The following is a 14673-nucleotide window of genomic DNA, read 5'->3' as shown; positions in this document are numbered from 1 at the left end:
TTAATGCGTTAATCAGGCAATGTGCCATAATTTCTCATAGAGAAGCAATCTTACAGGCAGCTGCAAAGGAGGTTTGGCGAATGAAGAAACAACGATTAATTGCAGCAGGGAACGGAATGGCCGGAATCCGCTGTATTGAACACATTTTAAAGATGAACCGTGACATGTTTGAGATTGTCATTTTCGGAAGCGAACCTCATCCCAATTACAATCGCATTCTCTTATCCTCCGTTTTACAAGGTGAGGTTTCGCTTGATGACATTACGCTGAATAGCCGCGAATGGTACGAAAAAAACGGAATTACGCTTTACACGGGAGAAACGGTTGTAGACATTGATACAGAACGGCAGGTTGTCACAACGGATCGGAAGCGCAGCATGACTTACGATCAAATCATCCTTGCAACGGGCTCCTCTCCTTATATTCTCCCCATACCCGGAGCAGATAAAGAAGGTGTGTACGGCTTTCGGACAATAGAGGACTGCCAATCCCTTATCAATGCGGCCAGCCGGTATCAAAAGGCGGCGGTCATCGGCGCCGGTTTATTAGGTCTTGAAGCGGCCGTCGGCTTACGGCAGCTCGGCATGGACGTCAGCGTCATTCACCACTCTTCCGCCATTATGCAAAAACAGCTTGATCAAACGGCATCCCGCCTGCTGCAGAAAGAGCTGGAACGAAAAGGCTTAGTCTTTCTTTTAGAGAAAGGCACGGCATCCATTACAGGGAACTCACGGGCGGAAGGCATTCGTTTCAAAGACAGTTCTTCCATAGAAGCAGACCTGATTGTCATGGCCGCCGGTGTGAGGCCCAATATCCGATTGGCTCCATCTGCCGGACTTTCAGTGAACAGAGGAATCATCGTCAATCAATTCATGCAGACGAACAAACCGAATGTGTATGCCGTCGGTGAATGCGCGGAGCATGACGGGATTGTATACGGATTGGCGCCGCCGCTTTATGAACAGGGAAAAGTGCTCGCGCAGCATCTATGCGGCGTCCCGTGCGAAGGGTTTCAAGGCTTTGCACAATCTGCAGCCTTAAAAATAGCCGGTATTGATGTATGGTCGGCAGGAAAGGTGCACGAGGATGAGCACACAGCCGGCATATTGTTCCATGATGAGCATGCAGGCATCTACAAAAAAGCGCTCTTTGAGGACGATAAACCGGCCGGCTTTATTTTATTCGGGGACACGCGCGGTAAACAGCGGCTTCTCGACAGTCTTGTGAAGCAAAGAGATATTTCCATCGTGAAAAAACAGCTCATGGAACCGGATCAGGGCGGTATATCCTTTGAATCCATGCCTCCCCATGAAACCATTTGCCAATGCAGCTCAGTGACCAAGGGCTCCATTGAAGAAGCGGTGAACAAATATGGCTTAAAAACCGCGGAGGAAGTGAAGCACATGACAAAAGCGTCCGGATCTTGCGGAGGATGCAGGCCGCTCGTTGAAGACTTGCTGAAGTATATGGCGAGCGATGATTACACAAAACCCTCCCGCCAGCCTTCGTTTTGCGGCTGCACCGATTTGACAGAGGAAGAAGTCATCGCCGAAATTTGCCGCCGTCCGTTCACTGATGCCGCCGAGGTAATGAGAGAGATCGGCTGGAAAACAGAAAACGGCTGCCGCATTTGTATTCCGGCGCTTCACTATTACTTGGAAAGGACGCGGCCTGATTTTATGCAGTTCAATGAAATATCGGCAGAAGAGACATGCACCCTGATTCCGCAAATGTACGGCGGACTGACAAGTGCGGCAGAGCTCAAAAACATCGCAGACGTCATCGAAGCATACGGCATCCCCGGGGTTTCGATGACTGACAGTCACCGGCTGAGGCTTTCCGGAATCAGGCCAAATGACCTTGCAAGCATCAGAAAAGCACTGAACATGCCGGTTTTCTCCCCCCGGCACCGCTGGACGATTCAAATCAGAGCATGTACGTGCGGACAGCATCGCTCCTTTCAAGAGCTGGCAAGCAGGATTGAACGAGATACCGACACGCTTGCCGTCTCCGCTTACGTATCCGTCAGCTTGTCATGTGAAAACAATTGCACCGATGCTTACATTCAGGATATCGGCGCGATTCAGACACAAACTGGCTGGGAGATTTATATCGGGGGCTTCCGCGGAAAACAAGCCCGCGCCGGCAGCCTTTTTTGTGTGACGGATAACGAAGACAGTACCGCCGCTATGATGAAAGGCCTTATTCAATATTATCGCGAAACGGCTCACTACAACGAAGCGATTTATCAATGGGTTGACAGACTCGGCCTCGTCCATATCAGAGAAATGCTGTTTGAAGAAGATATGCGGACACAGCTTCTGAAAAATCTCCGTTCAGACATATCCCTGCTGCAAAACCTGTCTGCCGGGAAAACGCCATACGAAAGGATGAAGCTTTTTGACTGAACCGATGCTCCGTTATTTCCGTGACAAACTGCAAGATATTCAATCGGAAAAAACATATGAGACGCAATGCCCGTTCTGCAGCATGCAATGCAAAATGCAGCTTACGGAACAAACCTTCGCGGCACGGAAGAAATACACTGCAATCGGCATTGATAATCCGACGACACATGGCCGTTTATGTACAAAAGGCATGAATGCCCATCAGCATGCCGTGCACTCTTCCCGCATTACACGCCCCCTGCTTAAAAAAAACGGTGAATTTGTGCCTGTCTCTTGGGCTGAAGCACTGAATCGCATTAAGGAACAAATCAATCTGATCCAAACCGAACACGGCAATGATGCGATGGCTGTCTACGGGAGCGCCTCAATTACAAATGAAGAAGCCTATCTGCTTGGAAAGTTCGCACGGGTCGGCTTACAGACGAAATACATCGATTACAACGGGCGGCTCTGTATGTCTGCCGCAGCAACGGCGGCCGGCCAGACATTCGGCGCGGACAGGGGCCTGACGAATCCATTATCGGACATCCCGCATACACGTGTCATCATCCTGGCAGGCACCAATATCGCCGAATGCCAGCCGACGATCATGCCATATTTTGATAAAGCGAAAGAAAACGGGGCTTACATTATCGCCATTGATCCCCGGGAAACGGCGACGACCAAAATAGCCGATCTTCACCTGAAAATCAAGCCCGGTACAGACGCCGCCTTGGCAAACGGACTCGTCAAAATCTGCATTGACGAACAGCTTACAGACAAAGACTTTATCCGCACACGAACAAACGGATTCAATAAGCTCAAACGGCATATCGACGCTTTGGATCTGAAAGAGATTTCCGAGCAGACAAGTGTTCCTTTGGAGCATATACGAAAGGCCGCCGTGAAGTTTGCCAAGGAAACATCCGGCATGCTGTTTACAGCGCGGGGGATCGAACAGCAGACTGACGGTACCGCGGCAGTGAAAGCTTTCTTAAATATGGTGCTGATCACCGGAAAAATCGGCAAGCCCTTCTCAGGTTACGGGGCGATTACCGGTCAAGGCAACGGACAAGGCGCGAGAGAACACGGCCAAAAAGCGGATCAGCTTCCGGGCTACCGTTCTATCGAAATTGAAGAACACCGGGCGTATATTGCGAAGGTGTGGGGGATTCATCAGGATGAGCTGCCGCGAAAAGGCGTCTCAGCCTATGAAATGATAGAAAAAATAGATAGCGGCGACATCAAAGGACTGTTTCTCATGTGTTCCAATCCGGCTGTTTCCGGCCCAAATGCGAATTTCGTCAAGCAGGCAATCAAGAAACTGAGATTCTTTGTCGCAGTTGATTTATTTATTTCTGAGACCGCGGCATTCGCGGATGTGATTTTACCCGCCTCCTCTTATTTGGAAGACGAAGGAACGATGACAAATGTAGAAGGCCGCGTGACATTAAGAGAAGCGAGCCGCACCTGCCCCGGAGAAGCGAAACATGATTGGCAGATCATCTGTGACATTGCCTCGGCTCTTGGTAAAGGGCATTATTTTCCCTATACGTCGGCGGAGGAAATCTTTAACGAACTGAGAGAAGCGAGCCGCGGCGGAATTGCTGATTACTCTGGCATCACCTATGACAGGCTCAGGCGGGAAGGCGGCATTCAGTGGCCATGTCCTGAAGCGGATCATCCCGGAACCGGGCGATTGTTTGAGCACTCATTTGCCCATCCCGATCACAGAGCTGAATTAAGCGTGATTCCAAATGAACCGGCCGTCCCGAAAGAGAAACCGAGCGCCGGCTATCCGCTTTATTTAACCACAGGAAGGGTGATGTCTCATTACTTAACGGGTGTACAAACGAGAAAAAGCTCCGCCCTGGCTGCAAGACATTTCGAATCCTTTGTGGAAATCCATCCAAAAACGGCGGCCGACTATCATATCGAAGACCGTGTTCTCGTGAAAATAGAATCCCCCCGGGGCAGCATCACGGTCCGGAGCAGATGGTCGGAGAAAGTACGAAAAGACACGTTGTTTGTTCCCATCCATTGGTCTGACACGCAAAACGTCAACGATTTAATTGGTGAAGCCTTGGACCCGGACTGTAAAATGCCCGGTTTTAAGATGTGTGCGGTACGAATCAGCCCTATATAATTTTTCATAAAATTTTTAGATTTTTTAGTATTTTTTGTTACATTTCATAACATGCACCTTAAATATTTGTTTTTGCTGTGCTACGCTAAAGAAAACATAGATAAGGAGCGGATCATCTGATGGGAAAAAAACAGCTAGTCCTTGTTGGAAATGGAATGGCCGGGGTAAGAGCGATTGAAGAAATACTGCGTGTTTCAAAAGACGAATTCGAGATTACAATATTCGGGGCCGAACCTCATCCCAACTATAACCGAATCCTTCTGTCAAAAGTGCTGCAAGGCGATACCGACATTCAAGACATTACGTTAAACGATTGGAACTGGTACAAAGAAAACAACATTCAGCTGTATACCGGTGAAACAGTCATCAAAGTCGACACGGAAAACAAAACCGTCATCACCGATGCAGACAGAATCCAGCCTTACGATGAACTCATCCTGGCGACAGGCTCTGTCCCTTTTATCCTTCCGATTCCGGGCGCAGACAAACAAGGCGTCACGGCTTTCCGGGATATAAAAGATACAGACACGATGCTCGCCGCGTCAAAACAATATAAAAAAGCAGCCGTCATCGGCGGAGGACTGCTTGGTTTGGAAGCCGCTCGCGGACTGCTGAATCTCGGAATGGACGTGTCTGTCATCCACCTCGCCCCATTCCTGATGGAGCGCCAGCTTGACGCAGCGGCGGGACGCCTGCTGCAAAACGAATTAGAAAAACAAGGCATGACCTTTTTCCTTGAAAAGCAAACCGAAGAAATTCTCGGTACTGACCGTGTCGAAGGGGTACGCTTCAAAGACGGCACAAGCATCGAAGCTGACCTGGTCGTCATGGCGGTCGGCATCCGCCCGAATACACAGCTTGGCACAGAAAGCGGCATTCCGGTAAACCGCGGAATCATTGTCAACGATTATATGCAGACTGACATTCCGCACATTTACGCGGTCGGTGAATGTGCCGAGCACCGCGGAATCGCATACGGTCTTGTGGCGCCGCTCTATGAACAGGCAAAAGTGCTGGCCAAACATCTTTGCGGCATTGAAACAAAACCGTATGAAGGCTCCGTTCTCTCCACTCAATTAAAGGTATCAGGCGTCGAAGTCTTCTCTGCCGGTGACTTTAACGAATCAGAGGACAAAAAAGCGATTAAAGTGTTCGATGAGCAGGACGGCATTTATAAAAAAATCGTCCTGAGGGGCAATCAAATTGTCGGCGCTGTTTTGTTCGGAGACAGCAGCGAGGGCAGCCGCCTGTTTTCAATGATTCAAAAAGAAGCCGATATCTCTGAAACCTCCAAAATATCAATCTTACAGCCTCTTGATCAGGAAGCAGGCGCAAGCATGACCGCGGCGATGAGCGACGATGAAATCATCTGCGGATGCAACGGCGTATCAAAAGGCGCGATTATTCAAGCCATTCAGGAAAAAGGCTGCACATCTACGGACGAAATCAAAGCATGCACCGGGGCATCCCGTTCCTGCGGAGGCTGTAAACCGCTCGTGGAAGACATTCTTCAATATACACTGGGCTCAGAATTTGACGCGTCCGCGCAAAAAGAAGCGATTTGCGGCTGCACATCACTGTCGAGAGATGAAGTCGTAGAAGAAATCAAAGCCAAAGGGCTGTCCCATACAAGAGAAATCATGAACGTGCTCGGCTGGAAAACGCCGGAGGGCTGCTCCAAATGCCGTCCTGCCCTCAACTACTACTTAGGCATGATTAATCCGGCTACATACGAGGATGACAGAACATCCCGTTTTGTGAACGAACGGATGCACGCCAATATTCAAAAAGACGGAACATACTCAGTCGTTCCCCGGATGTACGGCGGCGTGACCAACTCTCAGGATCTCCGCAAGATCGCCGATGTCGTCGACAAATATGAGATCCCGCTCGTTAAAATGACAGGCGGCCAGCGAATTGATCTCATCGGCGTCAAAAAAGAAGATCTGCCGAAAGTATGGGCCGAGCTTGATATGCCGTCAGGCTACGCGTACGGAAAAACACTCCGCACGGTAAAAACGTGCGTAGGCGAACAATTCTGCCGCTTCGGCACGCAAGACTCCATGGCACTGGGCATTGCGCTTGAGAAAAAATTCGAAGGGCTCAATACGCCTCATAAGGTCAAAATGGCCGTGTCCGCCTGCCCGCGGAACTGTGCGGAATCAGGCATTAAGGACCTTGGCGTTGTCGGCATCGACGGAGGCTGGGAGCTTTATGTCGGCGGAAACGGCGGAACCCATTTGCGCGCCGGTGATTTGCTGATGAAAGTAAAAACGAATGAAGAAGTCTTAGAATATGCGGGGGCTTACCTTCAGTACTACAGAGAAACGGCAAACTATCTGGAGCGGACATCCGCATGGCTTGAGCGCGTCGGTTTATCTCATGTCCAATCCGTATTAAACGATCCGGAAAAAAGGCAGGAGCTCAACGACAGAATGAATGAGACACTCTCTGTCCACAAAGATCCGTGGCAATACTTCCTTAAAGATAAAAAAGCATCTAAAGATCTATTCGAAAATGTCGTCACGACTTCATAAAACAGTAAGGGGGAACGGACATGGTGAATAAAGATATGACAAAGGTTTGCATAGGCAAAGTAAACGAATTACCCGAGGAGTTAGGAAAAACCGTATATATAGAAGATAAAGAGCTTGCCGTATTTAAGCTTTCTGACGGGAGCGTCCGCGCCGTCGAAAATCGCTGTCCCCATAAAGGGGGCGTCCTGGCTGAAGGCATCGTCAGCGGAGAATATGTCTTCTGCCCAATGCATGACTGGAAAATCTCCTTAGAAGACGGAAAAGTCCAAGAGCCGGATCATGGCTGTGTCAAAACATACGAAACACTGATTGAAGGAGAGAATGTATACCTCCTGTATTGAGCAAAGACCGGATCACTTTTTCAAGTGGTCCTTCATTTTTTAAACTGCTGAAGGGATGACGCCATCATGAAAAACGGAATCGTATATTTTGTCGGTGCCGGACCAGGAGACCCGGGGCTGATCACCGTAAAAGGAAAACAGGCTCTGGAGAAAGCGGATATTATTTTGTATGACCGGCTCGCAAACCCAAAGTTTCTTGAATATGCCTCACCGGACTGCCGGTTCATTTATTGCGGAAAGCTGCCCGACCGCCATTTTATGAAACAGTCTGAGATAAATGCCCTGCTGATTGAAAAAGCGGCGGAGGGCTTCACCGTTGTCCGCTTGAAAGGCGGAGACCCAAGTGTGTTCGGCAGAGTCGGCGAAGAAGCAGAGGCGCTTCATCAGCACGGCATCCGCTACGAAATGGTGCCCGGCATCACCTCGGGAATCGCAGCGCCGCTGTATGCGGGAGTCCCCGTCACTCATCGTGATTTCGCTTCGTCCTTCGCGATGATCACCGCTCATGATACATCATTGCACGGCAGGCCGAATCTCGACTGGGAAGGGCTTGCCCGAAGCGTTCAAACGCTTGTGTTTTACATGGGCGTTAAAAATCTGTCATTTATATGCCGTAAGCTTACGGAGTACGGAAAATCCCCTTCCGTTCCCGTACTCGTCATTCAATGGGGGACGTGGGGGCGGCAGCGGAGCGTTAAAGGAACGCTTCAGGATATCCATGAAAAAGTTCAAAGCCAAAACATCACCAACCCTGCCATTATCGTCATCGGTGATATTGTCAATTTTCAAACACACAGCTGGTTTGAAAGCAAGCCGTTCATCGGGCGGCATATCATGGTTGTCACTCATGGCGATGAAGAACATACATTGACAGACAAGCTGCGCGAGTATGGCGCCGATGTTATTGAATGGCCGAAGCGGATCGTTAAAAAAATGCCCGCAAACGAAAACATCCTGAAACAGATCAGCACCTTTGAACAACTATTTTTCACATCACGCCTTGCGGTATGCGAATTCTTTGACACACTGGCTTTCAAGCAGATCGACATCCGCCGGGTGACCGCAAGCCTGAATGCAGCGACTGAGGCCGCAAAGACGGAACTGACAAAACGGGGCTTTCTCCTATCCGAATGTCAAATTGATTCTCCGCATTCACTCATTGTAGGAAGCCGTCAAGCAGCAGAAAACTTGTCAGACTCAAAATCATGCCCGTTTTATATCACCCATGAACATATCGCAGATGAGCGGTTCACTTCCATGATCGAACGCACGATCAGTGAGTCTCCTCTGCAAATGATTATCTGTACTGGCAAAGAATCCGCTCAGCATTTGATCAGCGCCGGAAAACAAATCGGCATATCACCGGATCCGTCAGCAAACCGCCCTCCCGTCATCTGCATGGGCGAAGACGTCCCCGCCGGCTGCGGGTTTACCGCCGTGAAAAATCAGGAACAGTTATTTGCGTTTATACGAAATGAAATGAAAGACATGCTCGTTCACAGCTGATACGCCGGAATGCTTTTCTGACCCCCCAGACTCAACATCGGGGGTCAGCCCTTTTTTATTGTGTCACCAATTTTTTATGGTGAGTCGAATACATCGCCATCTGATCCGCCTGCGGGTCCAAATAGGCTTTGGCGCTGTTCACGGCGGTCGGCCCCTCCGTGAAACCGCCTGCAATCAATCTGAGCTTGCTTTCATAATGGGCGGCGTCACCGGCGACAAACACGCCCGGAAGATTCGTCCGCATATGTCTGTCAGCTTTAATCCTGCCTTCTTCTATCTCAAGCCCCCAGTCCTTCATCGGACCGAGATCAATTTTAAACCCGTGGTTGATAACGAGCTCATCAAGCTTGATGACTTCAGAAAGTCCGGACTCAGTTTGGCAAATGGTGACGCTCTCGATCCGTTCTCCGGTGCCGTTGAGATGCTTCAGACGATACGGCGCAAGCACCCGCACGGAAGACCGCTTCATTTTCGCCACGCTGCTTTCCAAACCGCCGAACTCCTCCCTGCGGTGCAAGACGGTAACAGACGCCGCAATCGGTTCCAGCTCATTCGCCCAGTCAACCGCGGTATCTCCCCCTCCTGAAATCACGACATGCTTATCTCGAAACGCATCAAGCTTCTCCACCTTATAATGAAGGTTCTTTCCCGAATAACGGCTCGCATCCGCGCTGTCAAGTTCATTGACCTCAAGCGTCCCCATGCCGACGGCCAAAATCACCGTGCGTGTATAGTGCTTTTCCCCTTCGGAACTTTCCAGCACAATGGTTCCGTCTTCCAGCCGTTCAAATCCGGTCACCCGCTGATTCAACACGATATCCGGCTTAAATGTCGCCGCCTGTTCCTTCAGCTGCGTAATCAGCTGTTCTCCGGCAATCCCGGGTATTCCGCCGATATCACGGATGATTTTTTCAGGGAAAAACATAGACACTTTCCCTCCGAGCCGCGGCAAAAACTCGATCACTTTCGTTTTCAGCTCGCGCATCCCGCAATAAAAAGCCGCAAACAGGCCGATCGGGCCTCCGCCTATAATCGTGACGTCATACACCTCATGATTTTCCGCCATCGTTCTGCCTCCCGTTTATATCTATACTTCAAACATTTTTAATTGAGAATCAATATCAATGAAAGTATAACACATATTGAGGAGAAGTGTTTATTCATTTCTCTCTTGCGGAAAAGGAGTGATTCAGAAGTGAGGTTCTGAGATTGATAAGCGGGAAGGTATTAAAACTGAAACCAGTACGGCGACTGGTTTCTTTTTTATCTCTTTTTCATCAGCATGATATCGAGGTACAGCTGGCACCTTGTCCTGAAGTCGTTTAAATTAATTGATGTCATGTCAAGAATCTGTTTGATACGGTAGTTCAATGTGTTTTGATGAATAAAAAGCTGTTCTGCGGCTGGTTTTGTTTTGCAGTTATTGAGGAGATAGATTTCTAACGTTTTCAGCAGTTCTGTACTGCTTTCTCTGTCTTTGGCTTTTAATAACGCTAAATCATCGTTTACATATTCCAGTGAGGCGTTTTTTTCTTCGATGCTTTCAAGATAGCGGTAAATCCCGAGCTTACTGTATTCGTACGGAATATTTTCCTGGTTTCCGGTAATTTCGGCGGCCTTTATGACTTCAAGGGCCTCTATATAACTTTTGCCGAGCTTCAGGATGCTGCTGTATTCATTGCCGATTCCGATATAGATGGGAGTGGGGATCTTCTGAAAGTGAAAATGAGTCAGCAGTTTGTGGATGAATTCAGATGCTGCCGAAGTGCCGGAGCTTTTTTGCGAGAAGCTTGCGACGACGATGACAATATTGGAATCAATGGTTAAGACGTGACTGACTTTATCCCGCAAATTCAAGTACGATTTGATGTTTTCCTTCACATCTTCGACTGCCTCCCCATCCCCATTTGCGGCGTGCAGGACGACTACTGAAAAAACCGACGGCAGCACGGCGTTCATCTTTTCCGCTTCCCGCCTGAACTCCTTTTCAGAGGAGAATTGCTGAAAGATCGCCCGTTTCACCAGGTCTTCCGCTCTCTCTTCTTTTTCCTGTTTCAGCCGGTTCGTTTTATAGATGATTTTTCCGACATGGAATGAAGTTTCATATAAAAAATCGAGCTCCTCGTCCGTCAAGTTTCGGTCGAGCTCCTGAATCCAGATGTAGCCCATCACTTCGCCTTTATGTTTTGCGCTTACAACCACTCTCTGATTCAGTCCGATACTGTCTATTTTTTCGACACGGAACGGTTCAGGAACGGTTTTCAGCTTTTCGATCACCCCGTCCTTCAGAAACCTTTCAAAAATCTGCACGGGGCATTTTTTTGAAAATATCGTCTGCTGGTTGGCGGAGTCGAAGTGATTAATGTAATAAGAATTATAGGCAAGCAAAAAGAAATCCGCGCTTTCCAGAATAACGGGCTTCTGCAATTCATAACTGATGAAATCAATTAATTTATCAATGTCCGTAAATGAAAAAACTCTCTCTAAAAGCTCTTCCATACCTATTTCTCCTATGCTCTTTTTATCTTTATCATACTCTGCGGGGTGACTTTTTGTATAGAAAAAAATTCACATATTCCCAAAACGGCATAATCCGGAATTCTGTATCGTGAAAAGAGGAAAAAGGGCGGTCCCTTCTTCCTCTCGTTCCTTGCTTTTATTGAGAAAGTGTATCACGGTACTCATGAAACTGATCTGTGACATCTTTTGACGGAGCCTGTGTCAATAAGCTGACGACAAATACAGCGGCAAGGCTTACAGCAAAGCCCGGAATGATTTCGTACAAAAAGTCTGAAAGACCGGCATTCGCCCAAATGATTACGGTAATCGCTCCCGCAATCATGCCGGCGAGTGCCCCCCATTTCGTCATCCGTTTCCAAAATAAACTGAGCAGTACGACCGGCCCGAATGAAGCGCCGAATCCCGCCCATGCATAGCTGACAAGACCAAGTATCGTGTTGTTTTTCTCCCAGGCGAGCACCAAAGCGATGATTGACACCGCAAGCACTGCCATTCTCCCCAGAAATACGAGTTCCTTATCAGAAGCCGAACGCCTGAACATGGACTTATACAAATCCTCTACTAAAGAACTGGACGTAACGAGCAGCTGAGACGAAATCGTACTCATAATGGCCGCTAAAATCGCAGAAATGAGAAATCCCGTAATAATCGGGTGGAACAGAATGTTGCCGAGCTGAATAAAAATGGTTTCCGGATCAGCCAGCTTCAGTCCGTGCTGGTGGTAATACGCGATTCCCGCAAGACCCGTAAACAGCGCGCCTAGTGCAGACAAAATCATCCATCCCATTCCGATCCGTCTGGCGCGTTTGATTTCTTTCACAGATGTGATCGCCATAAAGCGCACAATAATATGCGGCTGCCCGAAATAGCCGAGCCCCTACGCAAATAAAGAAATAATGCCAAGGACGGTCGTCCCTTTGAACATGTTAAACAGTTCCGGGTTGACGGAACGGATATCGGCAACGGTTTCCCCCGGGCCGCCCGTATGGAAAATCGTCACAATCGGCACAAGAATAAGCGCCGCAAACATAATGATCCCTTGAACAAAGTCCGTCCAGCTTACCGCCAAAAAGCCCCCGAACAAGGTGTAGGCGACAACGACGCCTGTCACGACCCACAGTCCCGTGTGGTAATTCAACCCTAAAATGCTGTTGAATAAGACACCTCCGGATACCATGCCGGATGATACGTAAAATGTGAAAAAGACGAGAATAACAAGACCCGAAAACAGTCTGAGAAGCTTCGTATGATCACCGAAACGGTTTTCAAGGAAACCCGGAATGGTGATGGAATTCCCCGCTTTTTCGGTATACGTTCTCAGTCTCGGCGCCACGAAAAGCCAGTTCGCCCACGCCCCGAGCACAAGCCCGAGCACAATCCAAGCGCCGCTTAATCCTGTCGAGAACATAGCACCCGGAAGCCCCATCAAGAGCCATCCGCTCATATCCGCCGCTCCCGCGCTGAGCGCTGTGACGGCAGGGCCTAAAGAACGCCCCCCGAGCATGTAATCCGTCAGATTTGACGTCCGTCTGTAGGCGAAATAACCGATAAACAGCATACCCGCCATATAAATACAAATGGAAATAATCAACTGAATGTTTGCTATGGCATTTCCTCCTCCGCTTTATATGTTTATGGTGAAATGGACACCCCCCGCGAGGAGGATGCCCATTCAGTCCCTCTTAAAACATTTCACTGATTGTTTTCGCCTGCATGTGGAGGGCCAAATAATCCGGGCCGCCCGCTTTTGAATCAGTGCCGGACATTTTGAAGCCTCCGAACGGATGGTAGCCGACAATCGCTCCCGTACAATTGCGGTTGAAGTACAGGTTGCCGACATGGAATTCCTGTTTCGCCCGTTCAATATGTTTGCGGTTATTTGTAATGACCGCGCCTGTCAAACCGTATTCAGTATTGTTGGCCACTTCTAAAGCTTCATCAAAGTTTGACACTTTAGAAAACGCCACGACAGGCCCGAAAATTTCTTCCTGCATGAGTCTGGCTTTCGGATCAAGGTCAGCGAAGATCGTCGGCTTGATAAAGTAGCCTTTTGAATCATCTCCGGTGCCGCCGCTTACTAAACGGCCTTCTTCTTTTCCGATTTCAATGTAGCTCATGATCTTGTCGTAAGAACCTTGGTCAATGACAGGCCCCATATAAACATCTGCACTGTCAGGTTTAGCAGTTACTTTTGATTCCGTAATTTCAATGACACGCTCTAATACTTGATCATACACTTTTTCATGGACAACTGCACGTGAACCTGCAGAACATTTTTGTCCCGCGAAGCCGAATGCTGATGTAAAGATGGATTGAGCCGCCAATTCAATGTCCGCATCTTCGTCAACGACAACCGTATCTTTACCGCCCATTTCTGCAATGACGCGTTTCAGATGCTGCTGGCCCGGCTGCACTTTCGCCGCGCGTTCGAAAATTCTCGTACCGACTTCACGTGATCCTGTAAATGTGATAAGGCTTGTTTTCGGATGGTCAACAAGATAATCGCCTACTTCTGCTCCGCTTCCAGGAACAAAGTTGACTACGCCTTTTGGCAATCCGGACTCTTCAAGCACTTCAACAAATTTTGCTGCAATAACAGGTGTAGCACTCGCAGGTTTTAGAACCACTGTGTTTCCAGTAACGATCGGCGCCACTGTTGTTCCTGCCATGATCGCAAACAAGAAGTTCCACGGCGGAATAACAACTGTCACTCCAGTCGGCGTGTATACATATTGGTTTTTCTCGCCTTCACGGCTGTTGACCGGTTTGCCTTTTGCCAGTTCGATCATTTGGCGTGCATAATACTCCATGAAGTCAATCGCTTCAGCCGTATCCGCATCAGCTTCGTTCCAAGGTTTTCCCGCTTCCTTGACGAGCAGGGCGGAGAATTCGTGCTTTCTGCGGCGGACTTTGGCAGCTGCGCGGAACAAAACGGCCGCTCTTTCTTCAGGGGATGTGTATCTCCACTCTTCGAACGCTTTCGCAGCAGCTTCAATCGCTTGCTCAGCGTGCTCCTGGGACGCCTTTGACACTTTTCCGACGACTTCTTCTTTGTCCGCAGGGTTAATGGATACGATTTTTGCTTCGGTCTCTACCTTTTCACCGTTGATGACGAGCGGATAATCTTTTCCCAGATACTCATTTACCGTCGCAAGCGCTTTCTTAAATTCTTCAACGTTCGATTGATCTTGGAAATTCGTGAATGGTTCGTGTTTATAAGGTGTAGTCATTGTCAT

At 48.8% G+C, this 14673-nt stretch carries 8 protein-coding genes and 1 pseudogene; 5 read left to right on the top strand and 4 right to left on the bottom strand.

Going from position 1 to position 14673, the window contains the following annotated elements; genetic code table 11:
- The first annotated feature begins 80 nt into the window (after window positions 1–80).
- The 5 genes from nirB to cobA all read left to right on the top strand — a co-directional run bounded on the left by nirB (window position 81) and on the right by cobA (window position 8917).
- Window positions 81–2408 carry a nitrite reductase large subunit NirB gene (gene nirB / locus ACKTRM_RS01765; RefSeq protein ID WP_012116762.1) on the top strand — a complete coding sequence of 776 codons (2328 nt, stop codon included), beginning with the start codon at window positions 81–83 and terminating at the stop codon, window positions 2406–2408.
- Window positions 2401–4533, top strand: coding sequence for an assimilatory nitrate reductase catalytic subunit NasC (nasC, locus tag ACKTRM_RS01760; RefSeq protein ID WP_011996307.1), 2133 nt, complete (start codon window positions 2401–2403; stop codon window positions 4531–4533). Before nirB ends, nasC begins: the two co-directional genes overlap by 8 nt.
- Before the next feature lie 119 nt (window positions 4534–4652).
- Window positions 4653–7070 carry an NADPH-nitrite reductase gene (gene nasD, locus ACKTRM_RS01755; RefSeq protein ID WP_011996306.1) on the top strand — a complete coding sequence of 806 codons (2418 nt, stop codon included), beginning with the start codon at window positions 4653–4655 and terminating at the stop codon, window positions 7068–7070.
- A gap of 20 nt (window positions 7071–7090) precedes the next feature.
- Window positions 7091–7411, top strand: a complete 321-nt coding sequence (gene nirD, locus ACKTRM_RS01750; RefSeq protein WP_007409365.1) for a nitrite reductase small subunit NirD — start codon at window positions 7091–7093, stop codon at window positions 7409–7411.
- 66 nt (window positions 7412–7477) lie between these two features.
- Entirely contained in the window at window positions 7478–8917 is a 1440-nt protein-coding gene (gene cobA, locus ACKTRM_RS01745) for a uroporphyrinogen-III C-methyltransferase (RefSeq protein ID WP_011996305.1), read from the top strand.
- 55 nt (window positions 8918–8972) lie between these two features.
- Here cobA and ACKTRM_RS01740 read toward each other — a convergent pair whose 3' ends face one another.
- The 4 genes and pseudogenes from ACKTRM_RS01740 to pruA all read right to left on the bottom strand — a co-directional run bounded on the left by ACKTRM_RS01740 (window position 8973) and on the right by pruA (window position 14667).
- Window positions 8973–9983, bottom strand: coding sequence for an NAD(P)/FAD-dependent oxidoreductase (locus ACKTRM_RS01740; RefSeq protein WP_011996304.1), 1011 nt, complete (start codon window positions 9981–9983; stop codon window positions 8973–8975).
- 197 nt (window positions 9984–10180) lie between these two features.
- A complete protein-coding gene (locus tag ACKTRM_RS01735; protein WP_003156600.1) occupies window positions 10181–11416 on the bottom strand; it encodes a PucR family transcriptional regulator in 1236 nt (411 codons plus the stop codon).
- 157 nt (window positions 11417–11573) lie between these two features.
- Window positions 11574–12995: pseudogene (gene putP, locus ACKTRM_RS01730) on the bottom strand (sodium/proline symporter PutP).
- A gap of 124 nt (window positions 12996–13119) precedes the next feature.
- Window positions 13120–14667 (bottom strand): L-glutamate gamma-semialdehyde dehydrogenase, encoded by a 1548-nt coding sequence (gene pruA / locus ACKTRM_RS01725; protein ID WP_011996302.1) that lies wholly within the window; start codon window positions 14665–14667, stop codon window positions 13120–13122.
- Window positions 14668–14673: the final 6 nt, after the last annotated feature.

The organism is Bacillus sp. D7-8 (genome assembly GCF_052055895.1).
Taxonomy (GTDB): Bacteria; Bacillota; Bacilli; order Bacillales; family Bacillaceae; genus Bacillus; species Bacillus velezensis.
This window is presented reverse-complemented; position numbering and strand designations above follow the sequence as displayed.